The 26,424-nt window shown below is 40.9% G+C and carries 24 protein-coding genes and 1 pseudogene; 20 read left to right on the top strand and 5 right to left on the bottom strand.

Annotated elements, in window-relative coordinates:
- The first annotated feature begins 529 nt into the window (after positions 1-529).
- From nadA to feoB, 4 genes are all read left to right on the top strand, one after another.
- Positions 530-1,498, top strand: coding sequence for a quinolinate synthase NadA (nadA, locus tag K217_RS0106150; RefSeq protein WP_029552249.1), 969 nt, complete (start codon positions 530-532; stop codon positions 1,496-1,498).
- A 93-nt stretch (positions 1,499-1,591) separates the two neighbouring features.
- On the top strand, positions 1,592-2,236 hold the full coding sequence (locus K217_RS0106145; protein WP_029552248.1) for a hypothetical protein: 645 nt from the start codon (positions 1,592-1,594) through the stop codon (positions 2,234-2,236).
- Positions 2,237-2,282: 46 nt separating this feature from the next.
- Positions 2,283-2,492, top strand: a complete 210-nt coding sequence (locus K217_RS0106140) for a FeoA family protein (protein ID WP_029552247.1) — start codon at positions 2,283-2,285, stop codon at positions 2,490-2,492.
- The gene (gene feoB / locus K217_RS0106135; RefSeq protein WP_029552246.1) at positions 2,489-4,489 is read left to right on the top strand and encodes a ferrous iron transport protein B; all 2,001 of its coding nucleotides are present in this window, start codon (positions 2,489-2,491) and stop codon (positions 4,487-4,489) included. Before K217_RS0106140 ends, feoB begins: the two co-directional genes overlap by 4 nt.
- 76 nt (positions 4,490-4,565) lie before the next feature.
- Here the strand turns inward: feoB and ahcY are convergent, their stop codons facing one another.
- Complete coding sequence (gene ahcY, locus K217_RS0106130; RefSeq protein WP_029552245.1) at positions 4,566-5,822, bottom strand: adenosylhomocysteinase; 1,257 nt, start codon at positions 5,820-5,822, stop codon at positions 4,566-4,568.
- 25 nt (positions 5,823-5,847) lie between these two features.
- On the opposite strand from ahcY, the gene guaA reads away from it, so the two are divergent.
- From guaA to K217_RS0106110, 4 genes are read left to right on the top strand one after another with little or no spacing between them, the layout of a single operon-like run.
- Positions 5,848-7,377, top strand: a complete 1,530-nt coding sequence (gene guaA, locus K217_RS0106125) for a glutamine-hydrolyzing GMP synthase (RefSeq protein ID WP_029552244.1) — start codon at positions 5,848-5,850, stop codon at positions 7,375-7,377.
- The gene (locus K217_RS07515) at positions 7,368-7,922 is read left to right on the top strand and encodes a diacylglycerol/polyprenol kinase family protein (RefSeq protein ID WP_038028132.1); all 555 of its coding nucleotides are present in this window, start codon (positions 7,368-7,370) and stop codon (positions 7,920-7,922) included. Before guaA ends, K217_RS07515 begins: the two co-directional genes overlap by 10 nt.
- Positions 7,923-7,957: 35 nt before the next feature.
- A complete protein-coding gene (locus K217_RS0106115; protein WP_029552242.1) occupies positions 7,958-8,581 on the top strand; it encodes a phosphoribosylanthranilate isomerase in 624 nt (207 codons plus the stop codon).
- Positions 8,553-8,945, top strand: a complete 393-nt coding sequence (locus tag K217_RS0106110) for a PaaI family thioesterase (protein ID WP_029552241.1) — start codon at positions 8,553-8,555, stop codon at positions 8,943-8,945. Before K217_RS0106115 ends, K217_RS0106110 begins: the two co-directional genes overlap by 29 nt.
- Before the next feature lie 54 nt (positions 8,946-8,999).
- Here K217_RS0106110 and K217_RS0106105 read toward each other — a convergent pair whose 3' ends face one another.
- Positions 9,000-9,965: an ABC transporter permease gene (locus tag K217_RS0106105; RefSeq protein WP_029552240.1), complete on the bottom strand. Its 966-nt coding sequence runs from the start codon at positions 9,963-9,965 to the stop codon at positions 9,000-9,002.
- Positions 9,966-9,984: 19 nt separating this feature from the next.
- Here K217_RS0106105 and K217_RS0106100 point away from each other — a divergent pair, with 19 nt between their 5' ends.
- From K217_RS0106100 to metE, 3 genes are read left to right on the top strand one after another with little or no spacing between them, the layout of a single operon-like run.
- Positions 9,985-11,193 (top strand): hypothetical protein, encoded by a 1,209-nt coding sequence (locus tag K217_RS0106100; RefSeq protein WP_029552239.1) that lies wholly within the window; start codon positions 9,985-9,987, stop codon positions 11,191-11,193.
- A complete protein-coding gene (locus tag K217_RS0106095; RefSeq protein ID WP_029552238.1) occupies positions 11,181-12,119 on the top strand; it encodes a complex I NDUFA9 subunit family protein in 939 nt (312 codons plus the stop codon). The genes K217_RS0106100 and K217_RS0106095 overlap by 13 nt, the downstream gene beginning before the upstream one ends.
- 27 nt (positions 12,120-12,146) lie before the next feature.
- On the top strand, positions 12,147-14,426 hold the full coding sequence (metE, locus tag K217_RS0106090; RefSeq protein WP_029552237.1) for a 5-methyltetrahydropteroyltriglutamate--homocysteine S-methyltransferase: 2,280 nt from the start codon (positions 12,147-12,149) through the stop codon (positions 14,424-14,426).
- Here the strand turns inward: metE and K217_RS0106085 are convergent.
- Positions 14,420-15,076: an ATP-binding protein gene (locus K217_RS0106085; RefSeq protein WP_029552236.1), complete on the bottom strand. Its 657-nt coding sequence runs from the start codon at positions 15,074-15,076 to the stop codon at positions 14,420-14,422. The genes metE and K217_RS0106085 overlap by 7 nt on opposite strands.
- Before the next feature lie 30 nt (positions 15,077-15,106).
- On the opposite strand from K217_RS0106085, the gene K217_RS0106080 reads away from it, so the two are divergent.
- The 7 genes from K217_RS0106080 to argJ all read left to right on the top strand — a co-directional run bounded on the left by K217_RS0106080 (position 15,107) and on the right by argJ (position 22,798).
- Positions 15,107-16,030: a lytic transglycosylase domain-containing protein gene (locus K217_RS0106080; RefSeq protein WP_029552235.1), complete on the top strand. Its 924-nt coding sequence runs from the start codon at positions 15,107-15,109 to the stop codon at positions 16,028-16,030.
- Positions 16,030-17,193, top strand: a complete 1,164-nt coding sequence (gene bioF / locus K217_RS0106075; RefSeq protein ID WP_029552234.1) for an 8-amino-7-oxononanoate synthase — start codon at positions 16,030-16,032, stop codon at positions 17,191-17,193. The genes K217_RS0106080 and bioF overlap by 1 nt, the downstream gene beginning before the upstream one ends.
- Positions 17,162-17,578: a hypothetical protein gene (locus tag K217_RS0106070; RefSeq protein WP_052178114.1), complete on the top strand. Its 417-nt coding sequence runs from the start codon at positions 17,162-17,164 to the stop codon at positions 17,576-17,578. Before bioF ends, K217_RS0106070 begins: the two co-directional genes overlap by 32 nt.
- A gap of 11 nt (positions 17,579-17,589) precedes the next feature.
- Entirely contained in the window at positions 17,590-18,948 is a 1,359-nt protein-coding gene (gene murC / locus K217_RS0106065; RefSeq protein ID WP_029552232.1) for a UDP-N-acetylmuramate--L-alanine ligase, read from the top strand.
- Positions 18,929-20,560, top strand: coding sequence for a single-stranded-DNA-specific exonuclease RecJ (recJ, locus tag K217_RS0106060; protein WP_029552231.1), 1,632 nt, complete (start codon positions 18,929-18,931; stop codon positions 20,558-20,560). Before murC ends, recJ begins: the two co-directional genes overlap by 20 nt.
- The gene (locus K217_RS0106055) at positions 20,553-21,536 is read left to right on the top strand and encodes an NAD(P)H-dependent glycerol-3-phosphate dehydrogenase (RefSeq protein ID WP_029552230.1); all 984 of its coding nucleotides are present in this window, start codon (positions 20,553-20,555) and stop codon (positions 21,534-21,536) included. Before recJ ends, K217_RS0106055 begins: the two co-directional genes overlap by 8 nt.
- 125 nt (positions 21,537-21,661) lie before the next feature.
- Positions 21,662-22,798 (top strand): bifunctional glutamate N-acetyltransferase/amino-acid acetyltransferase ArgJ, encoded by a 1,137-nt coding sequence (gene argJ, locus K217_RS0106050; RefSeq protein WP_029552229.1) that lies wholly within the window; start codon positions 21,662-21,664, stop codon positions 22,796-22,798.
- On the opposite strand, the gene K217_RS0106045 is transcribed toward argJ, so the two are convergent.
- Positions 22,795-24,030 (bottom strand): type II secretion system F family protein, encoded by a 1,236-nt coding sequence (locus K217_RS0106045; RefSeq protein WP_029552228.1) that lies wholly within the window; start codon positions 24,028-24,030, stop codon positions 22,795-22,797. The two genes, argJ and K217_RS0106045, sit on opposite strands and share 4 nt — an antisense overlap.
- A 2-nt stretch (positions 24,031-24,032) precedes the next feature.
- A complete protein-coding gene (locus K217_RS0106040) occupies positions 24,033-25,130 on the bottom strand; it encodes a PilT/PilU family type 4a pilus ATPase (protein WP_029552227.1) in 1,098 nt (365 codons plus the stop codon).
- A 148-nt stretch (positions 25,131-25,278) separates the two neighbouring features.
- Between K217_RS0106040 and K217_RS07845 the strand changes: the two are divergent.
- Positions 25,279-25,790: pseudogene (locus tag K217_RS07845) on the top strand (DEAD/DEAH box helicase); the annotation flags it as partial.
- Positions 25,788-26,375: a helicase-related protein gene (locus K217_RS07510; RefSeq protein ID WP_425477625.1), complete on the top strand. Its 588-nt coding sequence runs from the start codon at positions 25,788-25,790 to the stop codon at positions 26,373-26,375. The pseudogene K217_RS07845 and the gene K217_RS07510, both read left to right, overlap by 3 nt.
- Positions 26,376-26,424 lie beyond the last annotated feature (49 nt).

The following is a 26,424-nucleotide window of genomic DNA, read 5'->3' as shown; positions in this document are numbered from 1 at the left end:
ATTATGTAATTGCACAAAGTCATAATTATGCACGATTGCTTAAAGCATTGGGAGACAAGGACTTAAATTTGACAATAACACACTCAACTTTGCACAACCTGGCATTTTCGGAAAATAACCTTCATTTGCGAGGGGTACCCCCTTGACAAAATTATTGATTTGTCTTATTTTAATTAAGGTGGTCAGTTGGGGTTCCTAATCTACCGTGTGGAGTTGAAAGGCTTAAATCCTTCTGTGTTAGTCTGACTAAAAGAGCTGGTTCCTAATCTACCGTGTGGAGTTGAAAGTACGTATTGTGGGCATATTAGCTTATACTTACCTATTGTTCCTAATCTACCGTGTGGAGTTGAAAGGTTGAAACAGAGCAAATAGCATAAGCAGATTGCTTGTCGGTTCCTAATCTACCGTGTGGAGTTGAAAGGTTGTTAGCTTATGAAGCATCTGGTATATGCTCAAAAGTTCCTAATCTACCGTGTGGAGTTTAAAGTTAAATCTGACAAAATACGTATGAAAGTTTAACTTTATCTTTATGATTACCTTTGAACTTGCAAAGGAAGAGAGCTTAAACAATAAGCAGATAAAGGAGCTTCAAGAGGAAATCAGAGCTTTGGCAAAGCAGAAAAATGCAGTGATACTCTCCCACTACTACCAAAGGCCTGAGGTGCAAGACATAGCGGACTTTGTGGGAGACTCTTTGGAGCTTTCAAGGAAGGCAAGCCAGACAGATGCAGATATTATTCTCTTTTGCGGTGTTAGGTTTATGTGCGAAACTGCCAAAATCCTAAACCCTACCAAAAAAGTGCTACATCCCAATCCCGAGTCTGGCTGTCCTATGGCGGATATGATAACCGCAAAGCAGGTGCTGAAGTTAAAAGAGGAACACCCGGATGCAGAAGTGGTCGCTTATGTAAATACTACCGCAGAGGTCAAGGCGGTTTCTGATGTGTGCGTTACATCAGCCAATGCAGTAAAGGTGGTAAAAAAATTGGAAAGTAAAAAGATCATCTTTATACCAGACCAAGCCCTTGGTAATTGGGTGAAAAAACACGTGCCAGAAAAGGAATTTGTAATCTGGCAAGGCTTTTGCCCTCCTCACTTTGAATTTACCGCAAGGGAGCTACAAAAGCTAAAGGAAAAATATCCAGATGCAAAAGTAGCAGTCCATCCAGAGTGCCATCCAAAAATCATTGAAATGGCAGACTTTGTAGGCTCAACTTCCCAGATAATAAACTACGCCACCACCTGTGACGCAGACAGGGTTATAGTCATCACAGAAGTGGGGCTAAAACACACCCTTATGAAGAAAAATCCAAACAAAGAATACATATTCCCAGAATCTATGAACTACTGCGGAACGGTTTATTGTTGCACCATGAAAGCTATAACCTTACCCCTTGTCTATAAAACCCTAAGGGAAGAGATAAACGAAGTGATCCTTCCAGAAGACATCATAGAGAAAGCAAGAAGACCTTTAGAAAGAATGCTTGAACTGAGCTAAGGGAGAAAAGAGTGGGAGTTTGTCTTTTCTTCTTGACTTAATTGAGATTGAATTTTAAAATTAATAACAATATTTATTCTGGAGGTTGGCGGAATGAAGCTAAGAGTCTTTTTGCTGTCTTCTTTACTACTGTTTAGCTCTGCCCATGCGGGAAAGAAGATCCTCCTCTTTGAGGACGCAGAAACCTTAGGAAAGGGTGGGTTTCAAAGCGAGCATTACCTATCAAGACAAGAGCCAAGAACCACCGCATATACCTTTACCCTAAGCTATGGACTATTGGAGAAAGTAGATGTGGGATTGAACTTACCTTTTGAGTACTCAAATAAGTTAGAATCTTCCAACATCTCTTTGGACCTTAAGTGGAATTTTTTTGAAAAAGGAGAAACAAAAGGAGCCTTTAAGTTCTCTTCCGAATTGCCAACCAAAGAAGGAGCTGTAAAATACGGTCCTACCTTAGCTTTGCAGACTTCCTTTGAAAGACTCTCCTTTTATGCAGTCAGTTCTTATGAGCTAAAAGAAAAGGTTTTCTTTCAAAGCGCTTCGGTGGAATGGACTGTGGTAGAAAATCTTAGCCTTGTTGCCACGGGTTTTTACCTTTCGGAAGACTCTCAGACGGGTTTGGTGGGTGGTCTTAGCTTTTCTGGAAAAAACTGGGAGTTTGCTTTGGGAGTGCAGAAGATCCTCAAAGACAAAGAAAAACCTTCGGTGGTAGCTGGTTTTACGGTTAGGTTTAGATAAAATTAAAAAATGAGATTAATTTTTAATATTAATTAGGAGGTGAAAAATGTTAGAAAAGGTGGAAGTGGGTAAAAAAGTTAAGGTCTTAGAACTTGAGGGTAACGATGAGAGTATTAAAAAACTTGAGGCTATGGGCATAAGGGAGGGGAAGGTCTTAGAGGTTGTTCAAAAGCTTGGAAGGAGTATTGTGGTTAAGCTTGACCACTCCAAGGTAGCCATAAGTAAAAGCTTAGCAAAGAGAATAAAGGTTCAATGAAGAGAATAAGCGTAGCCCTTGTGGGTAATCCTAACGTAGGTAAGACAAGTCTTTTAAACCACATTGCTGGCACCACCTTAAAGATAGGAAATTGGGCTGGGACTACTGTTGAAAAGAAGGAAGGAAAGGCATACTACGGAGATTATGAAATACACCTTGTAGATTTGCCAGGGATTTATACTTTGGAGCCCTTTTCCGAAGCGGAGCAGTTGGCAAGAGACTTCATTCTAAATCAAAAACCGGACGTGGTGGTGAACGTAATAGAAACCCCCAACATGGAAAGGGACCTTTTTCTAACCTTGGAACTTTTGGAAATGGAGATTCCCATGGTCATAGCCTTAAACATGTGGGACGAAGCAAAAAAGCTTGGGATAGAGGTAGATACATCCAAGATGGAAGAGCTTTTGGGAGTTAGGATAGTAAAAACCAATGGTAGGACTGGGGAGGGTAAGGACGAACTTCTTAGAAGGATCGTGGAAACCTATGAAAGCAAAATCAAACCAATTGAAGTTAAGTATTCACCAGACTTGGAAAAACTTCTCTTAAGCGTGCAAGGAAAGACAAAATCCGAAAGGATAAGAAAAGCGCTAATCTCTTACGGCGAAGAGTTTGAAAGACTTCTAAAAAACGAAAGGTTTGCATTTATTCACGGTTTGTATTACCACACGGTAAAAAAGACAAAGCATAACGTTTTTGAGCTCACAGATAGTTTGGATAAAGTGCTTCTTCATCCAGTGCTTGGTGTTTTGATCTTTCTTTTTATTATGTTTATGACCTTTAAAATCGCTTTTGATTTTTCTGCTCCATGGATGGACTGGTTGGACGGTTTGATGAACGGTTTCTTTTCTCCATTAATTAAACATCTTCTTGGTGAATCTATCCTTTCAAGGTTTTTGTCTGAGGCTGTGGTTGGTGGGGTGGGCTTTGTTCTAACCTTTTTACCCCTGATTGCCAGCATTATCTTTATACTTTCCCTGCTTGAGTTTTCTGGGTATCTTCCAAGAGTTGCCTTTTTGATGGACAGCTTTATGCACCGCCTTGGCTTGCACGGCGCAAGCTTTATACCCCTTCTTTTAGGTTTTGGTTGCAACGTGCCTGCCATCATTGCTACAAGGGCTTTGGAAAGTAAAAGGGACAAACTTTTGGTCATGGCTATGATACCTTTTGTGAGCTGTCCCGCAAGACTCGTGGTCTTCTCCTTCTTTGCCACGCTGTTTTTCCCAAACCCAGCCTTTGTTATCTTCTTCCTTTACGTCCTTGGTTTGGTTTTTGCCTTTTTAACTTCCTTTGTTCTTCAGAAGGTCATTTATAAAAATCCACTCAGACATATGATACTTGAACTCCCGCCTTACAGACTACCTGTTTTTAAACTGGTTTTTAGAATAACCTGGGCTCACGTAAAGCAGTTTATATACAGGGCAGGAACGCTTATATTTGGAGTCTCTGTGGTCCTTTGGGTTCTACTAAACTTGCCTCCGGGAGTTAGCAATCCAAAGGACAGCTTTGCAGGTTATGTGGGAAGAGTCTTAGTGCCAGTGTTTAAACCTATGGGCTTGGAGGATTGGCAGATTACCACATCTTTAATACCAGCCTTCTTGGCAAGGGAGATAGTTTTAAGTTCTATGGCAACCATCTATGCGGTGGAGCAGAAGGAGGAAAGGAAAGAGTTTGAAATAAAACAAGCCCTGATTGAACAGACAATGGCTTTTGGAAAAGCCTTCAAGGATTCTCTTTTTAACACTATCAGCCCATTACCAAAAGCCTTTGAGTTAGAGGAAGAGCATTCTGCCTTAAGGGAAACGGTAAAAAACTCCTTAAGCCCAGCTCAGGCCTTTTCCTTTATGCTGTTTATCCTTCTTTACACCTCTTGCCTTGGCACAGTAGCTGTGCTTCAGAAAGAAGCTGGCACAAAGTTTGCTATTGCATTTTTAGCCTACAGCTTTGTGTTAGCTTGGTTGGTTGGTGTGATCGCTTATAAGTTATGGAACTTGTTTTAATCTCGTTTTTGGCTTTACCTTTGCTTTTCCTTTGGTTTAGAAGAAACAAAAAGAAAAAAGGTTGTTGTCAGTAAGCTTAGGTGCCAAGTTCCCAAGATGAAAGGTAATTTATCTGCTCTTGGGTTAGTTGGTCTATTTCCACACCCATGCTTTTGAGCTTTAGATGTGCCACCATTCTGTCTATCTCATCAGGAACTTTATAGACTTTCTTTTCTAAATGCTGATGATTTTTTGCTATGTATTCTGCGGAAAGGGCTTGATTGGCAAAGGACATGTCCATAACAGATGCGGGATGTCCCTCTGCAGAAGCAAGATTTACAAGCCTTCCTTGAGCCAAAAGGTAGATCCTCCTTCCGTCCCGTAGGGTGTATTCTTCCACAAACCTTCTGACTTCCCTTTTAGAAACCGAAAGTTCTTCTAAAGCTTTTTTGTCTATTTCCACGTCAAAGTGTCCTGCGTTGGATACGATGGCACCGTCTTTCATAACTTCAAAGTGCTCCTTTCTTATAACAGAGGTGTTTCCTGTAACGGTAACGAAAAAGTCCCCAAGCTTTGCAGCTTCAAGCATCGGCATTACCAAAAAGCCGTCCATCTTTGCCTCAAGGGCTTTTATAGGATCCACCTCTGTTACGATTACTGTTGCTCCCATTCCCCTTGCCCTTTGGGCTACACCTTTTCCACACCATCCGTATCCTGCCACCACAAAATAGGAGCCCGCCAACAATCTGTTGGTAGCCCTAAGTATGCCGTCTATGGTAGATTGACCAGTGCCGTATCTGTTATCAAACATATGCTTTGTGTATGCGTCATTTACCGCTATGATGGGGAAGTTTAGAACTCCCTTCTGTGCCATAGCCCTAAGCCTTATAACCCCTGTGGTGGTCTCTTCCATACCACCCAAAACCTTCTTTGAAAGCTCTGGATACTCTTTGTGCAAGGTGGATATAAGGTCTGCCCCATCGTCTATGACAATATCTGGACCCTTTTCTATAACAGCCCTTAGGTGTGAGTAATAGGTTTCTGTGTCTTCTCCTTTTATAGCAAAAACTGGAATTTGATAATACTTAACCAATGCTGCAGCTACATCATCTTGAGTGGAAAGTGGATTGGACGCAGTTAAGAAAACCTCTGCCCCGCCTTCTTTTAAGGTAAGCATGAGGTTTGCAGTTTCTGTGGTTACGTGCAAGCAAGCGGAGATTTTAAGCCCCCTTAGAGGCTTGTCTTTTGAAAACCTTTCCCTTATGCTTCTCAAAACGGGCATATCCCTTTCTGCCCACTCTATACGGTTTTTCCCTTCCTCCGCCAAGCTCAGGTCTTTTACGTGATACTCCATAGCCTCAATAGTTTAACATATTTTTATGAGACGAAAGGCTGTCCTTATACTTAACTTTGGTTCCCAATATGTGCAACTTATTGCCAGAAGGGTCAGAGAGCTGGGAATTTACAGTCAAATAGTGCCTTTCTATCTAAGCTTAGAAAAGATTATGGAAAATGAGCCTTACGCTTTGATACTCTCTGGTGGTCCCGCAAGTGTCTATACGCAAGGCGCACCCTTGCCAGACGAGAGGATCTACACCTTAGGTATTCCCATTCTTGGTATATGCTACGGACTTCAGGCTATAACTCATCAGCTTGGTGGAACCGTAGAAAGAGCCCAAAAACAAGAGTATGGAAGAGCAAGGCTTGAGGTTTTAAAAGAGGATCCGCTTTTTGAAGGTCTTCCTAAGAATTTTGACGTTTGGATGAGTCACGCAGATAAGGTTTCTAAGCTTCCTCGGGACTTTGAGATTCTCGCAAAGTCAGAAAATTCACCCTATGCGGTGATAAAACATAAGCTTAAACCCATATATGGAGTTCAGTTCCATCCAGAAGTCTCCCACACGCAGTATGGAAAGGAGATCTTGGCTAACTTTCTATTCAAGGTCGCAAAAGCGGAGAAAAATTGGAAGATGGAAAACTTTTTGGAAGAGAAGGTCAAAGAAGTAAGGGAACAGGTGGGAAATAAAAAGGTCATATGCGCTCTTTCTGGCGGTGTAGATTCTACTGTCGCTTTTGTGCTAACCTACAGGGCTGTAGGTAATAATCTTTTGGGTGTTTTTGTAGATCATGGGCTTTTGAGAAAGGGAGAAGCACAGGAGGTGGAAAAACACTTTAAGCAGATGGGCCTTCCCTTTAAAAGGGTAAATGCAAGCAAGTTGTTTTTGGAAAGGCTAAAGGGTGTGGAAGACCCAGAGGAAAAGAGAAGGATCGTAGGACACACCTTTGTGGAGGTATTTGAAAAGGAAGCTAAAGAATTTGGCGCTCAGGTTTTACTTCAAGGCACACTTTATCCGGATGTGGTAGAAAGTGCAGGTATAGAAGGGGCACAGGTTATAAAGACTCACCATAATGTGGGTGGATTGCCAGAAAGGATGGCATTAGAACTTCTTGAACCGCTAAGGGAACTTTTCAAAGACGAGGTCAGAGAATTAGGAAAGCTTTTGGGAGTGCCAAAGGAGATCCTTGAAAGGCATCCCTTCCCCGGCCCAGGACTTGCAATAAGAATACTGGGAGAAGTGAAAGAAGAGGACCTTGAGATCCTAAGAGAAGCGGACGCAATCTTTATAGAAGAGCTGAAAAAGGCAGGCTTATACAACAAAGTTTGGCAAGCCTTTGCGGTTTTACTTCCAGTAAAGAGCGTAGGAGTTATGGGAGATGTAAGGACTTACGAAAGGGTTGTTGGTTTGAGAGCGGTAGATAGCACAGATGGGATGACCGCGGACTGGTCCAAATTGCCCTATGACTTTTTAGACCGTGTAATGCGCAGGATAATCAACGAGGTTAAGGGAATAAACAGAGTAGTTTATGACATCTCTTCAAAACCACCAGCTACCATAGAATGGGAATAAGCTTAGAGTTCAGAAGAAAATTATTCCACATATTAGGTGGCTTGCTCTGGCTTGTTCCACTTTTCTACCTTCAAAAGGGCTTGCTTTTGATTTTTTCCCTTTTTATCCTTGCCTTAAACCTCGTCTTTGTCTTAAGACTTGCGGAAGACAAAATTAAACCTATTTACAAGCTTATTTATCTTTTTGAGAGGGAAAAAAACCTTGAAAGACCAACAATCCAAGGCCTTTGGTTTAACTTGGGAGTTTTCTTAAGCTTTTTGCTTTTTACAAAAGAGTGCGCTACAGTTGGTATAGTGCTGACTGCGGTAGGAGACGGCTTTGCGGGACTGATAGGTTATCACTTTGGAAGGATAAGGATAGGTGAGAAAAGCTTGGAAGGATTTTTTGCTTTCTTTGTCTCTTCAAGCCTTGCTCTTTGGCCCTTTGTTGGAGCTTTTGCTTTACTTATAGCTTTCGTGGGTGCAGTGGTGGAGATTTTACCAAAGAATATAGACGATAACTTTTTACTTCCCTTAGTAGGAAGCGCTTTGGCATGTATAATTTAAGAAAGGTTCCTTATAAAGAAACAACAGCGTGGAAAATGAGCTTAGTTAAAGTAAAATTCTGCGGTATTACAAGGGAAGAGGACCTAAGAAAAGCCGTGGAACTTGGCGTTGATTATGTGGGCTTTATCATGTATCCAAAGAGTCCCCGCTGGGTAGGTTGGGAAAAACTGAAGCATTTTTTAAGTCTTTCGGAGGGAGTTAAAAAAGTTGTAGTTTTTGTAAATCCATCTTACCAAGAAGTGGAACAAGCCTTAAGCATGGGTGCGGATTTTGTTCAACTTCACGGAGAGGAAAGTTTTGAATTTGCTAAGGCTATAGGCTTAGATAAGGTTATAAAAGCCCTTAGAGTTAAGGACAGCATTTTTGTAGATGACGTTTGGAAAAAAGCGCATGCCATACTTTTGGATACTTACTCAGAAAAGGCTTACGGTGGCACCGGAGAGAGCTTTGATTGGAAAATAGCCAAGTCTGTGGTGGATGCTGGCTTTAGAGTTTTTTTGTCTGGTGGGCTAAACCCGGAGAACGTATCCTATGCCATAAGGCTTGTGAAACCTTATGCGGTGGATGTGTCCTCTGGAATAGAGTCCTCTCCAGGCATAAAAGATCAAAGAAAGATGGAGGCATTTATCCATGCAGTTAAAAACGCACTTAAAGATTGATCAAAATCTAAGCGGTAAGCCGGTGGAACTAAAAGAAGGTTATGCAGTGGTAGTCCTTGAAACAAAGGAAAATATGGTAGCAGATGAGAAAGGACTCATACATGGTGGTTTCATCTTTAGCCTTGCAGATTACTGCGCTATGCTGGCTGTAAATGAGCCTACAGTTGTGTTAGCATCCGCAAAGGTGGATTTCAGAAAACCTGTAGTTTTAGGAGATGTGCTCAAGGCTGAAGGAAGGGTTGTAAAATCAGAAGGAAAAAAGAGGTGGGTTGAAGTAAAAGTCTTCAGAAACCTGGACTTAGTCTTTGAAGGAGAATTCCTATGCGTTATTCCAGAAAAACACGTGCTGAGCTTGAACCAATAAAGAGTTTTTAAGAGCTTTTTACTGGAGCGCACGCTTACATGCATTCCTTCATCTTTATCTTTTAAGCAGTTGGTCTCCGAGCAGATTAAAGGCGAACACCACCATAAACAGGGCAACACCCGGAGTTAATATCCAAGGATAGGCACTTATCAATGGAATGTTTCTGGCTTCCGATAGCATATTCCCCCAACTTGGCACCGGCTCCTGAACACCTAAGCCCAAAAGGCTCAAAGCAGATTCCCCAAGTATAAACCCTGGAAAGGAGAGGGTGGCGGAGACGATAAGATAGTAGTATGTGTTGGGGAGGATGTGTTTAAAAAGTATGCGAAAGGTTCCTGCCCCATAAGTCTTTGCCGCATATACAAAGTCTTTTTCTCTGAGTGAAAGCACCATACCCCTTATAACCCTTGCCAGTCCTGCCCACCCCACAAAGGAAAGAATAAACACTATAGCCAAGAAAAGCTCAAAACTGCCCATGTTTAAAGGAAACACAGACCTAAGGGAAAGCATCAGATAAAAGGTGGGGATGGACAGAAGAACCTCCACAAGTCTCATGATAGTAGTATCCACTTTTCCACCCAAAAAGCCAGACACACCGCCTATAACAGAGCCAAGGATAAAGGTAGTCAAAACACCCACAAAACCTATGAGCATAGAAACGCGCGCACCATACACCAATCTTGAAAACACATCCCTTCCCAGCTTGTCCGTGCCAAAAATGTAAAGCCTGCAAGGTTCCTCCACAGAAAACAGCTTAAAACCGTAAGGAGTCTTATCAAAAATTCTGACCTTGCAGGTTAACTCGGTTTTCTCGTATATTTTAAAGAGTGGGTCTTTTAGCTCATACTTGTGGACAAAGGGGAAAGTAATTCTTCCGTCTTTGAAAAAGTGAATACGCGTAGGAGGATGATAAGGTGCCTGTCTATTCTGAAGATCGTAAGGATAGGGAGCGACAAAGTCTGCAAAGAGGGCTAAAAAAACAAAGATAGCAATTACAGTATATGCGAACTTTAAGCTCACAGCTTATATTTTAAACTCAATGCTAAAGTTTTTAAGAGAGCCAATCCTGCTGGCATTTTTGATCGTATCTTACAACTTCGCACTTATTCAAATATCGGACATGTTCAACCTTAAGCTATATCCTGTGTCCCTTTCAGAAAAGTTACACCTGTTGTTTTTCCTATCCGCTCTCTACACTGCGTGGCTCTTTGGTGAAAGACTAAGAACTGTAGCATGGATAGGAGCCATATTTGTCTTAAACGTTTTTATTCAGGCAATCTTAGACAAAGATCCAAACTTAATAATTCAAAAGATGCCCGCCTTTTTAATAACGCTGATTGTTATAAAACTCTTTGAATCTCCAGCAGAAAAACGCCTTAGGCTACTTCAGGAAAGCAGGCAAAAACTGGAAGAGGAACTTACAAAAAACCAGCATGAGCTTATGGAAGCTTTAAGGACTAAGCGATTGTACGAGGAAATCCTAACAAAGCTCAGTAAAGAGAAGGAAGATTTAGAAAGGAAGATAGAAAAGTTAGCAGAGCAAGAAAAGGAAAGGCAACAGCTTTTGAAGGAAAAAGAAGAGATAGTTAAAAAACTAAACTCATATGCGCAAACTTTAAAAGTTTTTGAGGAAAAAGTAGAACGGCTTACTCAGGCAAACAGAAAACTTTTTGAGCTTATAGAGATTCAGGAAAAAAAGCCTGCCATACCAGAAAACAAAGAGTTATCAAAGCTAAGAAGCGAAAGGAAAAAGCTCATAAAAGAGATCCTTGACATGGAGCAGGCGTTGGACGATCTCCTAAGGGAGAATGCTAAGCTAAAGGAAGAAAAAGATCGTGCGAAAGAAGAATTAGAGAATGCTCTAAGAAAGCTTCAGCTCCTTGAATTAGAGCTGGAGCAATACAAAAAGTCCCAAAATAGCAAAACAGAGATATACAAAGAGATTTTTGGTGTGGTTCTTGATAACATAACCTGGGAAGAGAAAGCCCTTGAGGAGTTTATTCGCTTAGATGCGGATAGGAAAAAAGAATTTTTAAAGGAACTTCTGCTGTTAAACATGAAAGACTTGGGCGAATCCTTTGAAAACATCAAGGATGCTAAGAATGTATTTAAGTTAAAGCCAAGGGGAGGTAGAATATACTTTACCTACGGAAAAGAAAAGCGCTGGCATATAATTGGTTTGCTTGATGCGGAGGATGACAAACACAAAAGTAGATTTGTAGAGGTGTTAAAAGAATGGAAAGGATAGCCATAACAGGAGCTACGGGTTTTTTGGGAAGGTATATAGTCAAAGAGTTATTAAGCAAAGGATTTAAAGTTTATGCTTTGGTAAGAAACGCAGGAAAGTTAAAAAGTTTCTTTTCCGATAAAGTGGTTGGTGTGGAGGTAGATTTTTATAAAAAGGACAGCATAAAAAAGGCCCTTGAGGAGATAAAGCCCAACGTACTCATACACCTTATAGGTATTCTCGCAGAGGACAGGCGCAAAAACGTAACTTTTTACAACACACATTACTTGATTTCAAAAAACTTATACGAAGTTTGTAAAGATCAGGGAATAAACAGAGTTATTCATATGAGTGCCCTTGGGACGCACAAAGACGCACCTTCTGAGTATCACAAAACCAAGTATATGGCTGAAGAGTTTTTAAGGTCTTCTGGACTTAAATACACCATCTTCAGACCTTCCATAATTTTAGGTCCAGAACAAAGGCTTTTTTTTGATATGTGGAAGATCACCAAGTTTTTACCGGTGGTTGCCCTTCCAGGTGGTGGCAGTTACCTTTTTCAACCTGTGGATGTAAGGGATGTAGCCTGCGCCTTTGTGAATAGTTTGGAAAAAGAAGAGTCTGTGGGTAAGGTGTATGAACTCTGTGGAAAAGAAAGAGTTAGCTTTAAAGCGCTTTTGGAGGACATATTCTCTTACTGGAACAGGAAAGTTTTACTAATTCCTATGCCAAAGGTAGTTATGTATTTTGCTGGGAAGGTAGTAGAAAATCTTTTGAGCCCACCGCCCTTTAGTTCAGACCAAATGCTTATGATGTGGAGAGACAATGTATGTGGATTAGACAAAGATGTGGAAACAGAAGGAGTAAAAAAAATCTGTGGTAGAGAACCTATACCATACAGAGAAAGCCTAAGCTGGAGTTTAGAAAATTTTAGGTATAATTTATAGACCATCTGACAGTAGGAGGTGATCGCTATGAAAACCTTGGCTTATGGCTTTCCCAAGTTGGGGGAAAGAAGGGAATTTAAGTCTTTGCTTGAGAACTTTTGGAAAAATAAGATAGATGAATCGGAGTTTGTTGAAGGCATGAACGCTCTGCGTGATTGGATGGTCTCAAACTACAAGGAACACGTAGATGTTATACCTTCCAACGAGCTATCTTACTATGATTTTGTGCTTGACACTGCAGTAATGATAGGAGCTATACCTTCCCGCTTTGGTGAGTATGAAGGACTCAAAACCTACTTTGAAATGGCAAGGGGCAAACAGGCGCTGGAAATGACTAAATACTTTAACACAAACTATCACTACCTTGTGCCAGAGCTTGAGGGAACAAACTTTAAACTCCTAAAAAATTATCCCCTTGAAGAATACAGGTATTTCAAAGAAAAGGGTATAGAAACAGTCCCAAAAATCCTTTCTCCCTTCACATTCCTAAAGCTTTCAAAGGCTATAAGAAAGGTGGAAGGTCAAGGGCTTCCATTCTTTGAGCTTTCCAAATTGGAAAACCAACAGGACTTTGAAGCTTATTTCAACGCAGTCTTTGGCGTTTATGAAGAAGTTCTGAAAAAACTCAAAGAAGAGGGAGTAAAGGAAATTCTTGTGGAAGACCCTGCTTTGTGTTTGGAGCTGGAGGACTACGAGTGGGACATAGTGGAAGAGATGTATTCTTGCATGTCTAAGTATGTGGATATTAATGTTCTCACATACTACGATAGTGTGTCTAACTACCAAAGATACATAAGCCTTCCTGTAAAAGCCCTTGGCTTTGATCTTGTTTCCAACAAAGAAAACTTAGAGAACATAAGGAAGTTTGGATTTCCTAAGGAAAAGGAGCTAATAGCTGGTGTGATAAACGGGAGGCAGGTTTGGAGAGCTTGCTTAGACGAAAAAATAAGGCTTGTGGAAGAGCTAAGTAGATACGCAAAGGATGTGATAATTGCTAACTCCTGCCCGCTATTTCATCTTCCGGTTAGTGTGGAGTTTGAAAACGAGATGGAGCAGGAGCTAAAAGAAAGGCTTGCTTTTGCAAAGGAAAAACTTTTTGAGCTAAAGGTTATAAAGCTTGCGGTAGAAGGAGATCAGCAGGCAAAGATGGAGGTAGAAAGAGTTAAGAATATCCTCTCTTCCAAGTTTGGAGAGGTGCAGGAGGTAAAAGAAAGGGTCAAAAAGCTAAGGGAGGAGGACTTTACAAGAAGTGTGCCCTATTCAGAAAGGATAAAGTTACAGCAAGAAATATTAAAGCTTCCTCTTTTACCTACGACTACCATTGGCTCTTTCCCACAAACGGAAGAGGTAAGAAAGAAAAGGACTGAGTATCGTAGCGGAAAGATAAGCTCTGCTGAATATGAGGAGTTCATCAAAAGGCAAATAGAACATGTGATAAAGGTTCAAGAGGAGATAGGTTTGGATGTGCTGGTTCATGGAGAGTTTGAAAGGACCGATATGGTGGAGTTTTTTGCAGAAAAGCTTGGAGGGGTTGCGACAACCAAGCACGGATGGGTTTTGTCTTACGGCTCAAGAGTCTATAGACCACCTATAATATACGGTGACGTTTACAGACCAGAACCCATGACCTTAAAGGAAATTACCTACGCCCAGTCTTTGACCCAAAAACCCGTAAAGGGCATGCTCACAGGACCGGTTACCATACTCAACTGGAGCTACTACAGAGAGGACATACCAAAGGAAGAGATAGCCTATCAGATAGCCTTAGCCCTATTGGATGAAGTAAGAGACTTAGAGAACGCAGGCATAAAAATAATTCAGATAGATGAACCTGCCTTTAGGGAAGGAGCGCCCCTTAAGAGAAGGGATTGGGACGACTACTTTAGATGGGCAGTAAGAGCCTTTAGGCTATGTTCCAACGCAAAGCCTCAGACACAGATACACACCCACATGTGCTATTCAGAGTTCAACGAAGTTATACACTACATACACCAAATGGATTTTGACGTTATATCCATAGAAGCATCGCGCAGTAAAGGAGAGATAATATCCGCCTTTGAAAACTTTAAGGATTGGGACAGACAGATAGGTATAGGAGTTTATGATATTCACTCTCCAGCTATTCCAGACAAGCAGAGTATAAGATTGGTTTTGGAAAGGGCTATGAAGGTATTACCCGTAGAGCTTTTATGGGTCAATCCGGACTGCGGACTAAAGACCAGAAGATGGGAAGAGGTAGTGCCTTCTCTCAAAAACATGGTGGAAGTCGCAGAAGAGCTGAGGAAGGAGCTGGTAAGCGTTCAGTAAAGATAAACAATTTCGTTCATCTGAAAGATCTTGCCTACCACTGCTGGGGATATTCTCTCTTCCAAGCTGTTTAATAGGTCGTCTTCTGATTTTTTTAGCTGGTAATTGGTAGTTATCAGCGTGCTAAGCTGATGGTTGTATCTGTATGTGATGATGAGGGAGATGGTCTCTATGCTCCAATCGGAGAGCCTTTCACTGCCTAAGTCATCCAACACAAGGACTGGCACGTTCATTAGGTACTTCAAAAGTTTGCTATACTTGTCTTCTTCGTGGCTCATGTAAAATCTGAGCTGAAATAGCATTTCCTTTGTATCAAAGAAAAGGCCCCTTACTCCTTTATTCCTGTATAGCGCCTTTAAAACTCCTACCATCAGGTGAGTTTTTCCCATCTGAGTGGGACCTACTAAGGTAATACCCTTTCCCTCCTCTTGGTTAAAGTTATAAACGAACATTTTGCACATTTCGTATGCTCTCTGCTGAGGAGCAGAAATAGGTTGGTAATTGTCAAGCTCTGCACTCCAAAACCTCTTTGGAATGTTTAGCTTGCTTTGAAAGTCTTCTTGCCGAAATCTACAAGCGCATATTTCCACTACCTTTCCTTTATCCACAAAGCCGGTGCCTTTGCAAACTGGACAGTTTTTGTCCGCCACAGTAGAATAATAATTTATTCTGGAGGGGTTATGCTTTTACTGATTTTAACTGTAATTTTCTTAAGTTCTTGCACGCCTACAGTAAGACAAAGCCTTATGCCAAAAAAGAACAATGTAGAAGTGGTGAAACAAGGTATTTTTGGTTTTTCTGAAGAAGAAGAAAGATTTATAGAGCAAGAAGCCAGAACCTTTAACATAAACATTCCAGACAGGCAGGAGATAATACGATTTGTGAATTATTTCTTAACCAACAAACAAGAGTTTGAAAGGATGATGCAGAGGGCCAATTATTACATACCAATCATAAAACCCATCATTAAAAAATACGGCCTCCCGGAAGAGCTTGCGCTTTTACCCGCAATAGAAAGTGGCTTTAATCCCTTTGCGGTTTCACGTGCAGGTGCAGCCGGTCTGTGGCAGTTTATCCCTTCCACTGGAAGAAGGTATGGCCTTAGGATAGATCAAGATGTGGATGAAAGGTTTGATATTATCAAATCCACAGAAGCCGCTGCACTTTACTTGAAGGACCTGTATGAGATGTTTAAAAGTTGGGAGCTGGCCCTTGCAGCGTATAACTGTGGGGAAAATTGCATAAAAAGAAGAACGGGAGGAGCGGACTTTTGGCTAACCCAAAACTTACTACCAATAGAAACCAGAAACTATGTGCCCGCCTTCTTTGCGGTTCTGCTTTTGGCAAGGTATCCGGAGAAGTATGGACTGAATGTTAGCATACATGGCTTAAACCTTGCGGTAAATAAAGTAGAGGAAGATACAACTGTTGAAGAAGTTATAAGAAATATTAATTTAAAGGAAAGCATCTTTAGGGACTTAAACCCTCACATAAGGGGTGAGCGCATACCCTCCGGAGTTAATATCTATGTTCCAAAGGATCACGCTCTCTTTTCTGAAAATGTTATTAGACTGGAAAATGGCGCTAAATTAATTTTTAGGTGATGGATTGGCTTGAGGAAGAGTTAAGAAGGATAAGAAATCTAAATTTATTTCGGAAGCGAAAGCTTAGGGAGGGTTTAAGGGATTTTTGTTCCAACGATTACCTTGCCCTAAGGGACCATCCAGAGGTAAAGGAAGAGACAATAAAGGTTGTCAAAGATTACGGATTGGGAAGCGGAGCATCTGCCTTAGTGTCCGGATACACCATACATCACAAAAGTCTGGAGGAAAAATTAGCCAGCTTTAAAGAGGTGCCTTCGTGTCTTCTGTTTGGTTCTGGATACCTGGCAAACATAGGAACAATACCAGCTTTAGCCTCCGAAGGAGACCTGATACTCAGCGATCAGTTAAACCACGCATCCATAATAGATGCCTGTAGGCTGTCAAAGGCTAAGATTTTCGTCTTCCCTCACTTAGACTACCACCATGCTTGGGAGCTTTTAAAAGAAAACAGGAAGTATTATAGAAGGTGTTTAATTGTTTCAGACAGCGTTTTTAGTATGGATGGTGATGTAGCCCATCTTCCCACATTGTTGAAGCTTGCTCAAGAATACGATTGTTTGCTCTTTTTGGATGAAGCGCATGCTACTGGCATTCTCGGACAAAGGGGAAAGGGAATATTTGAAGAGTTTAACCTAAGATGGCAAGAAAACGTGATTTTGATGGGGACACTGTCTAAGGCTATTGGGTCTTACGGTGCCTTTGTGTGCGGTTCAAAGAGATTGATAGATTACTTGGTAAACAAAGCAAGAAGCTTTATCTTTTCCACATCGCTACCGCCTGCGGTTTGTGCTGGCGCTAAAAAGGCCTTAGAGATCATAGAACGTGAGCCTTGGAGAGTCAAAAAGATAAAGGACGTTGCGGAAAATATCTACAAAGAACTATCAAAAATAGGACTTTTTGTAAAGTTTTATCATACACCCATTTTGCCTATTATGTTATATTCAGAGGAGAAAGCCCTTAGGCTATCCGAAGCGCTTTTTGAAAGGGGGATATTTTTGCAAGCCATTAGATATCCCACAGTGCCAAAGGGAGAGGCAAGGCTCAGACTTACCGCAAGCGTCAGATACACAGAAGAAGATTTAGAGTATTTATACACCGCTTTAAAGGAAAGTTTTAATATAATTAAAGAGCGTGAGGAAGGATCTAAGCAATCTACTTTTTGAAAGTAAATACTCTTCTGCGGATGAGCTAAAAGAATATCTTTACAACTATGTTTTGGATCTCATCTTCATTGAATTGGAGTCCCTTCCGAAAGAGGAGTGGGATAAAGTTTTAAAAACTTGGGAAAAGATTTTGATTTTTTCCTACAGTATGCTAAGAAAACCCATTCAGGAAAGGGAAAAGCTCTACGAAAAGTTTGGATTTGATGCGGTTATGAAAACTATCGTGGAAAATCTAATAGAAGCTTTTAAAAACGCTTTTTACTTTGGACTGCTAACCCCAAAGGACCACCCTAAGAAGCTTTTAATCATAGCGTTGGAGTATGCAGATAAGGTAAAGGATAGTAGAAAGGAATTATTGGATTATATAAAAAGTGTGATCCTATAAAATAAGATTTAATGTTCAGAGAAAAGATAAGAAATTTTCATTTTGTGGGAATAGGCGGTATAGGTATGAGTGGAATTGCCCAAGTGCTTTTGCAGATGGGCTATAAAGTATCTGGTTCGGACCTAAAGGAAAATAAAAATACCCAACTTTTAAAAAGTATGGGCGCAAAAATATACATAGGGCACAGAGAAGAAAACGTAGGAGATGGACAGGTGGTGGTATATTCCTCTGCAATCCCTGAGGACAATCCTGAAATACAGGAGGCAAAAAGAAGAGGCATTCCGGTTATCTCCCGTGGGGAGATGCTTGCTGAACTTTTTCGCTTAAAAGAAGGTATAGCGGTGTGTGGTTCACACGGTAAAACAACAACCACTTCCATGATAGCTTACGTAATACACGAGGGAGGATACGATCCTACCGTAATAGTGGGTGGTATCCTAAGGAGCCTTGGAAGCAATGCCAAGCTCGGAAAGGATAACTTGATTGTTTCAGAAGCGGATGAAAGCGACGGATCTTTCTTAAAGCTCAGACCTACTGTATCAGTAATTACCAACATAGATAAGGAACATCTGGGCTATTACAAAGATGTTGAGGAGATAAAGCAAGCTTTTTTGGAGTTTGCAAACAGTGTGCCTTTTTATGGCTTTTGTGTTATGAACGCGGATGATCCAAACAGCATGGAGTTAATCCCAAAAGTCTCTAAAAGGATAATAACTTACAGCATACATCAGCAATCGCAAGTAAGAGCTAAGAATCTAAGCCAAAAATTTGGCTATTACACTTTTGAGGTTTTTTGGAAAGACAAACCCTTAGGAAAGGTAAGCCTCGGTGTGCCCGGAAAACACAATGTCTATAATGCTCTTGCGTGTATATCTGTATGCTTAGAGATGGACATACCGCTAAAGGTTATGTTTGATGCTCTGGCAAACTTTAAGAACGCAGAAAGAAGGTTGGAGTTTAAAGGAGAGTTTAACGGATGTCCAATTTACGATGATTATGGCCACCATCCGACAGAAATAAAGGTGGTTTTAGACAGTATCAGAGAGCTTTACCCTGAGAAGAAAACACTTCTGATCTTCCAACCTCACAGATACTCAAGAACATACTACCTTTTTGAAGAGTTTGTAGAAGTTCTAAAGCTGGCAGACCTCTGTATAATCACCGATATATACCCAGCGGGAGAAGAGAACATTTACAACGTATCTTCAAAGATGTTGGCAGAAAGGGCAAAGTGCCTATATTTTCCAAACAAAGAGGATATTTTTTCTTGGTTGGAAAACCACGCCAAGGATTGTGTCATACTTTTTATGGGCGCGGGTAGCATAGGAAAGTGGTCCGAGGAATTTCTAAATGAAAGGGCTATCAGGTAGAAAGTGGATTTTGCTAAGTGAGATAATAAAGCCCGAGAAAGATAAAGTTCTTAGTCTTGGACCTGTAGTGGCACAAATTTTGGCAAACAGAGGTTCAGATGAATCTGTTTTAGACCTAAAGCTAAAAAACTTATCTCCACCATATCGCATACCGAACTTAAATCAAGCTGTGGAGAGAATAAAGGAGTCCATTTTAAAAAAAGAGAGAATTATTCTGTTTGGGGATTACGATGTGGATGGTATAACGGGGACCGCATTGCTTTACAAGTTTTTGAAAACTGCAGGAGCAACCGCAATTCCCGTTCTCCCCAGCAGACAATCGGGCTATGGTCTAAACAAAAAGCTGGTAGATAAGTTTTCAAAGTATGCGGACTTGCTTATAACCATAGACAACGGAACTACCGCAGTGGAAGAGCTAAAAGTGTTTAAAAAAGATTCTATTGTCATAGACCATCACAATATAGGAGAAGAAATTCCGCCTACTATCTTGGTCAATCCTAAGCTAACTGAAGACTTACCAACAGAATTTAAAGAGCTTTCTTCGGTGAGCTTGGTTTTTTACCTCATAGCGGTTCTGTCCAAAGAGTTAAACCTAAGCTACGACCCAAGGTTGGATTTGTATTTGCCCGCCATAGGGACGCTGGCGGACTTTATGCCCCTGAACATGTTAAACAGGATAATAGTCTCCTACGGCATAAGATGTCTTGAATATATTCAAAAGGGACTTATAGTCTCCCATGGTATAAAGGCTCTGATAGAATCCGCAGGAATAAATGGGAGTATAACTTCAAGGGACATATCCTTCTCCATTGTGCCAAGATTAAACGCCCCTGGAAGGGTATCAAGGCCCTCCATAGCCTTAAAGCTGTTTTTAGCAGAAGACAAAGAAAGAGCAGAAGCCTTTGCCAAAAAGATAGAAGAGATAAATCGGAGGAGAAAATTTATAGCTCAAAAAGCTTACGATATTGCCTTAGAACAAGCTTTATTGCAAGAGGATAGAAAGTTTATTGTGGTTGTTCTGGACAGTTGGGCTGGGGGCGTGGCAGGCATTGTAGCTGGGATGCTCTCTTCCATCTTTCAAAAACCCACCGCAGTGTTTGCGTTAGGAAACTATGGAGTTGGCTCTGTAAGAAGTGCAAACGGAATAAACATATACCAAGCGTTAAGCAAACTTTCCCATCTGTTTCTCCGTTGGGGAGGGCACGCCTACGCAGTGGGAATAAGCATGGAAAAAGAAAAGATACCTATCTTTAAGGAACTGGTAGAAGAGGTTATTACCGACGTTCGTGTGCTTCCTACCCTTGAAATAGACATGCCCTTACAACCAGAAGAAATAACACCCAAACTTGTGGAAGACCTTCGCAGACTTGAACCTTTTGGAGAGGGTTTTCCTGCACCAACCTTTTTGTGTGATGCTAAACTCTTGCCCACTTATTACGATGAAAATAGGCTTGTGTTAAGGTCAGACAACCACTACACCTTTTTGTGTTGGGATATGAATCTGAGCAGAAAGATCATAAAAAGGAATCTCATTGAAGGGAAAGTAGTCTATCAGATAGATTTAAGGAACCCAAGGAGGTTGATACTGTTGGATGTGGAAGAGTATGAGTAGGATAACTATCTTAGGTGGTGGGCGGTGGGGAACAGCTCTTGGACTGCATCTTTCAAAAAAGGGTTTTGAGCTAATGTTCTTTGACAGAAATCCAACTGTGGTTGAAAGTTTAAAAAAAGGTAAGGACCCATACTGGGGATTGGAGTTTGCTAAAAAGCCAAAAGCGACCAGCTTATTAAACGAAGCGGTAGAATACTCCGACCTTATAGTGCTGGCTCTTCCTGTGCAGGTAATAAGGGATGTGCTTGAGAAGTCAAACCTTAGTGGTAAAGTTATGGTGTCCGCTTCTAAGGGATTGGAGGTGGGAAGCTCCAAAAGGGTTTCTCAAATAGTAGAGGATCTTTGTAAAGACTGTAAGACCTTTGTTCTGTCTGGCCCATCCTTTGCGGAAGAGGTAGCAAAGGGGCTTCCCTGTGCGGTAGTGCTTGCGGGAAAAGATTTGGAAACTTTAAAAGAATTAAAAGACGTATTCCATTCTGAAACTTTCAGAGTTTATCTTTCTGAAGATATAGTTGGTGTTGAGTTGGGTGGTGCTCTAAAGAACGTGATAGCTATTGCGTGTGGTATATCGGACGGTCTCGGTTTTGGAGACAATGCTAGGGCTTCTTTGATAACCCGTGGTTTGGCGGAGATAGTTAGAATAGGATCTTCTTTTGGGGGTAAAAAGGAAACCTTTTACGGGCTTTCTGGCTTGGGAGACTTAGTTCTAACTTCTACTTCTTCTAAATCCAGAAACAGAACCTTTGGCTTTTTGCTGGGGCAAGGATTGAATGTAGAAGAGGCAGAAGCTCGCATAGGGCAGGTTGTGGAAGGCAAAGAAACAGTTAAGGCGGTAAAAAAACTAACGGAAGAACTAAACATATACGCTCCTATATCTTGGGCTGTTTATCAAGTCGTGGTTGAAAGAATTCCACCTGGACAGGTTGCCCGCCATCTTCTTCTGAGACCTCCTCAAAGCGAGTTTGAGCATTTATAATTTCCCCTGGGTAAAAGTATTCCTTACAAGCTTCACACAAAAAGATTCCACCTCCACAGCATTCTACAATCTCCAGCAGTCTTCCACACTTAGGACACGTCTCCATTGAGGTTATAATTTACATCATGGACGTTCTTATGGGAATAGGAAAAGCGGGTTTGAAGAAAGGTGGAGAGCCAGATATACTCGTTATCCTCCTTCCTCAGTCCTGTAACGCTTCCTTCTTATTTACGAGCAACCATTTTAAGTCCGCCAGCGTTTTGTATTCAGAAAAAGTACTTGCAGAAACAGATAGAATAAGAGCTATGGTTATAAACAGCGGAAATGCAAACTGTGGAGTAGGTCAGGAAGGTATTGTACATGCGGAGATGATGGCAAGGGAAGTTGCAAAGTATCTGGACATTGACCACAGAGAAGTTTTGGTATTCTCTACGGGAGTTATAGGAAAACCCCTTCCCATTGAAAACGTATTAAAAGGCATAGCATCTGCGTGTGAGATACTTGAACCTTTGGACCTAAAAAGGGCAAGTCAGGTTATTTCTACAACGGACAGATTTCCCAAGTATGACTTTGTAAAAAAAGGTCGCTTAGAGGTTTTTGGCTTTGCAAAGGGTGCAGGGATGATACACCCTAACATGGCTACTATGCTGAGCTTTGTTTTTACCAACGCGGACATTGACAGTTTAACACTTAAGGAACTTCACAGAGAAATAAACGAAAGGACTTTCAACTCTATAACCGTAGATGCTTGCACCAGCACCAACGACAGCTTTGGCTTAATAAGCCTTGGAGTTTTAAAAGAAGATATGCAAAACATAAGACAAGCTGTGGAAGAAGTTTCATTAAACTTGGCAAAAAAGATAGTGGAGGACGGAGAGGGTGCAACGAAAATAATAAAGGTCATTGTAAAAAATGCATCCTTAAGCATAAAGGCTAAGGTTATAGCTGAGAAGGTGGCAACTTCCAATCTCGTGAAGACCGCTATTTTTGGAAGGGATCCAAATTGGGGAAGGATCGTAGCAGCCGCAGGCTCTACTGCTTTCCCTATAGACCAGTTTAAAATGAAGGTTTATATAGGCAATCATTTGGTGTATGATGGAAAGGCTCATCCAAAGGCAACGGAAGGAGCAAAAAAGTATTTAGAGGAAAACAAGGAGATAGAAATAATTATAGACTTAAGAGAGGGAAAAGAAAACTGGATTTACTATTCCTCAGACCTTACCTATGATTACATAAGAATAAATTCAGAATACACTACTTAAGTTTTTATCAGCTCACCCATCTTGAATATAGGCATGTAAAGTGCGATCAGTATAAGACCTACCACACCACCTATGAAAACTATAAGCATGGGTTCTATAAGCTTGATCATGCCATCTACAGTTTTGTCAAACTCATCTTCGTAAAACCTAGCTATAGTTTCTAGCATATCGTCAAGTCTGCCAGTATCTTCACCAACCTTTATCATAGCTATTACAAGCTTTGGGAAAAGGCCAGTCTTTTCCAAGGCTCTGTACATAGGTTCTCCTTCTATAACTCCCTTTTTTGCCTGTTCTACCCCTTCTTTTATGATTAAGTTGCCCGTTGTCTGTCCTGCTATTTCAAAGGCCCTTTCCAAAGCTACACCAGCGGAAAAAAGAGTAGCCATAGTTCTGGCAAACTTAGCCATCGTGCTTTTTACAACCAAATCATTCATCTTTGGTATCCTTAAGGAAAGCTTGTGCACACTCTTCCGAAAAATGTAGTTATTGCGGTATAGATAACCAAACATAAGCGAGAAAGCAACTATAGAAATTATTACCATCGGAAGACTATTTCTCAAAGTGTTTGATGCTGCAATCAGCATTTGGGTTGGTAGAGGCAGTTCTCCCCCTAAGCTGGAGTAAATCTCAGCAAAGGTAGGAACTAAGAAGTATAATATACCCGAAACTATAGCGGTAGCTACCACAACTACAAAGATGGGATAAAAAGAGGCGCTCTTTATCTTGCTTTTGATCATAGCGATCTTTTCGTAATAATCCGCAGCTTTCATTAGTGAAACATCTAAATTTCCAGTTTCTTCACCCACTTTTACAAGGTTTATAACAAACTCTGGGAAAACATTGGGATGTTTTTGCATAGCAGCTGAAACCGCCATCCCTTCGCTTACCTTTACTGCTACGTCTTTTGCCGCATCCGAAAGCTTTTTATTGGGCGTTTGATCCGCTATTATGTTTAAAGCCTCTACTAGGTTAACCCCAGCATTAATCATAGTTCCCAACTGTCTGCAGAATATGGATATGTCCCTGTCACTTACGCCACCAAAGGATAGCCTTATACGTGTGCCTTCCTTTTCTTTAACTTTTTTTTCTTCCTTATCAAGCTTTTCTATGCTGATAGGGGAATAACCGCCCTTAGAGAGCTCCCCCAAAAGCGCATCCTCATTAGGATAATTCCCCTCCCGTTCTATTATATTCCCCGCTTCGTCTATAACTTTATACCTAAATCTGGGCATGTTTATCCTCTTAAGCCAACCATACGCTCAAGCTCTTTGATGTCTGGAGAATATCTGTATGCATCCTCCAGAGTTATTAGCCCTTTTTTGTAAAGAGAAACAAGGGATTGGTTCATGGTTTGCATGCCTGTTTCTGCTTGCCCACTCTGCATTAAAGAATAAACTTGTTGGAGCTTGTTTTCTCTTATTAGGTTTCTTATGGCTGTGTTTGGGATAAGCAGTTCATACGCCAAAACACGACCTCCACCAATCTTAGGTATTAGCCTTTGAGAGATAACACCTTGCAACACAAAAGATAACTGGATTCTAATTTGTTCCTGTTGGCTTGGTGGAAACACATCTATTATACGAGTGATCGTGGAAATGGCAGTGTTTGTATGCAGGGTTCCAAAAACCAAGTGTCCTGTTTCCGCAGCCCTTAAGGCTATTTCTATAGTTTCCAAGTCTCTCATCTCTCCTACAAGGATAACATCTGGGTCTTCCCTTAACGCTGCTCTTAAAGCGTCCGCAAAACTACTTACGTCTTCACCTATCTCCCTTTGATTGACTATGCTCTTTTTGTGGTGAAATACATATTCTATAGGATCCTCTATGGTTATTATGTGATAAGGAAAGTTTTCGTTTATGTAATTAATAAGCGCAGCTAATGTGGTGGTTTTACCTGAACCTGTAGGACCAGTTACCAATACAAGTCCCATACTTTTATGGCAGAGCTCCAAAACCTTCTTAGACAGTCCCAGATCTTCTACGTTCATTATCTTGCTTGGAAGTCTTCTAAGAACTCCCGCTACCGAACCTCTTTGAAAGAAAACATTTGCTCTAAACCTTCCTACATCCCTTACTCCAAAGGAAAAATCTACCTGCCCTTTTTCTTCCAACTGTTTTCTGTGTTTTTCCGACATAACTGAATACACAAGTCGTTGAGTCATATCAGGAGTTAACACGGGATACTCGCTTAAAGGAGTTATTTTACCATCCACTCTGACCGCAGGCTTATGTCCAGCAGTTATATGTATGTCAGATGCGTTTAAAAGCATAGCTTTGTACAGTATTTCTACTAATCTCAGCTCCTGAGTTTGAACTTTTTCTGCTGGTATCATAATTTACCCCTTCATTATGATTTTATACCAGTATTCCAGATTTTGTGTTTCTCAAAATTTAGCTTCGAGTCTTGCATCTTGGTGTTTGGTTGATATATTACTTGCTTTATTAATATATAGGGGCATATAATTAGGAGCGGAGGTTTTTATGGAGTTTGATTTTTCACAGTTGAGCGAGCAATTAAGGAGGGCTATAAAAGAATTAGGTTTTGAAAAGCCCACCCCTATTCAAAAAGAAGCTATACCCTTAGCACTCAAGGGTTATGATATCCTGGGACAAGCGGCTACGGGAACGGGCAAAACTGCAGCCTTTGGAATATCCCTAATAGAAAGGATTAGAAAAGAAGATGGTTTAAAGGCTCTTATACTCACACCTACAAGAGAGCTGGCAGTTCAAGTAAAGGAACAAATTCAGCACCTCGCCAAATATAAGGGGCTGAAGGTTTCTGTGTTCTACGGTGGAACTCCTGTAGCGAAAACGTTGAGTTTTTAGAAAAGTATAATCTCAACATAGTGGTAGGAACGCCCGGGAGGATTAAGGATCTGATCAGCAGATCCGCTTTAGATCTTAGCAAGGTTTCATACTTTGTGCTTGATGAAGCGGATCTCATGCTTGATATGGGGTTTATTGAAGATGTAGAATACATACTAAATTGCATGCCTTTGCAAAGGCAGAGTTTTATGTTTTCTGCAACCATTCCAAAACAGGTAGAAGAACTTGCCAAAAAGCACCTTAGGGAGAACTATAAGTTTGTAAGAGTCATAAATGCAGAACTTAAACCCAAAATAGAAAAGAGGTTGATAAAGCTAAATTCTCCAGGACAGAAACTTTCTGAGTTGGAGAAGATATTAAGAGACCATATATTGGAAAGGATTATCATATTCGTTAGAACACGCAAGGACGCCAAGGAACTATCAGAAAGATTGCTAAGTAAGAAGTTTAGCGTAGTGTCTCTTCATGGGGATATGACGCAAAGACAAAGAGAAAATGCCTTAAGGTTGTTTAAGGAGGGAAAGGTAAAAATTGTGGTGGCTACTGACGTGGCATCCCGTGGTTTAGACATAAGGGGTGTGGGTGTGGTTATAAACTATCATATACCAGAAGATCCGAAGGTTTATATACATCGTATAGGAAGGACGGGGAGAATTGGTAATTATGGCAAGGCTTACAGCCTTGTAACACCAGAAGACAGTAGAGCTCTGTGGAGGATAAAAAAATTAAAGGGACGCTATCAAAGTATATGAATATTTGTATCTCTTATGGAAATATAAGAAGTTTTTAGTTGCCAAGTCG

It is taken from the genome of Thermocrinis jamiesonii (genome assembly GCF_000702425.1).
Lineage (GTDB): Bacteria > Aquificota > Aquificia > Aquificales > Aquificaceae > Thermocrinis > Thermocrinis jamiesonii.
The sequence above is the reverse complement of the archived record's forward strand: the minus strand, read 5'-3'. Positions and strand labels throughout refer to the sequence as shown.

Coding starts and splice junctions, on each gene's coding strand:
- nadA (WP_029552249.1), top strand. CDS start 530: ATGATTACCTTTGAACTTGCAAAGGAAGAGAGCTTAAACAATAAGCAG.
- K217_RS0106145 (WP_029552248.1), top strand. CDS start 1,592: ATGAAGCTAAGAGTCTTTTTGCTGTCTTCTTTACTACTGTTTAGCTCT.
- K217_RS0106140 (WP_029552247.1), top strand. CDS start 2,283: ATGTTAGAAAAGGTGGAAGTGGGTAAAAAAGTTAAGGTCTTAGAACTT.
- feoB (WP_029552246.1), top strand. CDS start 2,489: ATGAAGAGAATAAGCGTAGCCCTTGTGGGTAATCCTAACGTAGGTAAG.
- ahcY (WP_029552245.1), bottom strand. CDS start 5,822: ATGGAGTATCACGTAAAAGACCTGAGCTTGGCGGAGGAAGGGAAAAAC.
- guaA (WP_029552244.1), top strand. CDS start 5,848: ATGAGACGAAAGGCTGTCCTTATACTTAACTTTGGTTCCCAATATGTG.
- K217_RS07515 (WP_038028132.1), top strand. CDS start 7,368: ATGGGAATAAGCTTAGAGTTCAGAAGAAAATTATTCCACATATTAGGT.
- K217_RS0106115 (WP_029552242.1), top strand. CDS start 7,958: ATGAGCTTAGTTAAAGTAAAATTCTGCGGTATTACAAGGGAAGAGGAC.
- K217_RS0106110 (WP_029552241.1), top strand. CDS start 8,553: ATGCAGTTAAAAACGCACTTAAAGATTGATCAAAATCTAAGCGGTAAG.
- K217_RS0106100 (WP_029552239.1), top strand. CDS start 9,985: ATGCTAAAGTTTTTAAGAGAGCCAATCCTGCTGGCATTTTTGATCGTA.
- K217_RS0106095 (WP_029552238.1), top strand. CDS start 11,181: ATGGAAAGGATAGCCATAACAGGAGCTACGGGTTTTTTGGGAAGGTAT.
- metE (WP_029552237.1), top strand. CDS start 12,147: ATGAAAACCTTGGCTTATGGCTTTCCCAAGTTGGGGGAAAGAAGGGAA.
- K217_RS0106080 (WP_029552235.1), top strand. CDS start 15,107: ATGCTTTTACTGATTTTAACTGTAATTTTCTTAAGTTCTTGCACGCCT.
- bioF (WP_029552234.1), top strand. CDS start 16,030: ATGGATTGGCTTGAGGAAGAGTTAAGAAGGATAAGAAATCTAAATTTA.
- murC (WP_029552232.1), top strand. CDS start 17,590: ATGTTCAGAGAAAAGATAAGAAATTTTCATTTTGTGGGAATAGGCGGT.
- recJ (WP_029552231.1), top strand. CDS start 18,929: ATGAAAGGGCTATCAGGTAGAAAGTGGATTTTGCTAAGTGAGATAATA.
- K217_RS0106055 (WP_029552230.1), top strand. CDS start 20,553: ATGAGTAGGATAACTATCTTAGGTGGTGGGCGGTGGGGAACAGCTCTT.
- argJ (WP_029552229.1), top strand. CDS start 21,662: ATGGACGTTCTTATGGGAATAGGAAAAGCGGGTTTGAAGAAAGGTGGA.
- K217_RS0106045 (WP_029552228.1), bottom strand. CDS start 24,030: ATGCCCAGATTTAGGTATAAAGTTATAGACGAAGCGGGGAATATAATA.
- K217_RS0106040 (WP_029552227.1), bottom strand. CDS start 25,130: ATGATACCAGCAGAAAAAGTTCAAACTCAGGAGCTGAGATTAGTAGAA.
- K217_RS07510 (WP_425477625.1), top strand. CDS start 25,788: ATGCCTTTGCAAAGGCAGAGTTTTATGTTTTCTGCAACCATTCCAAAA.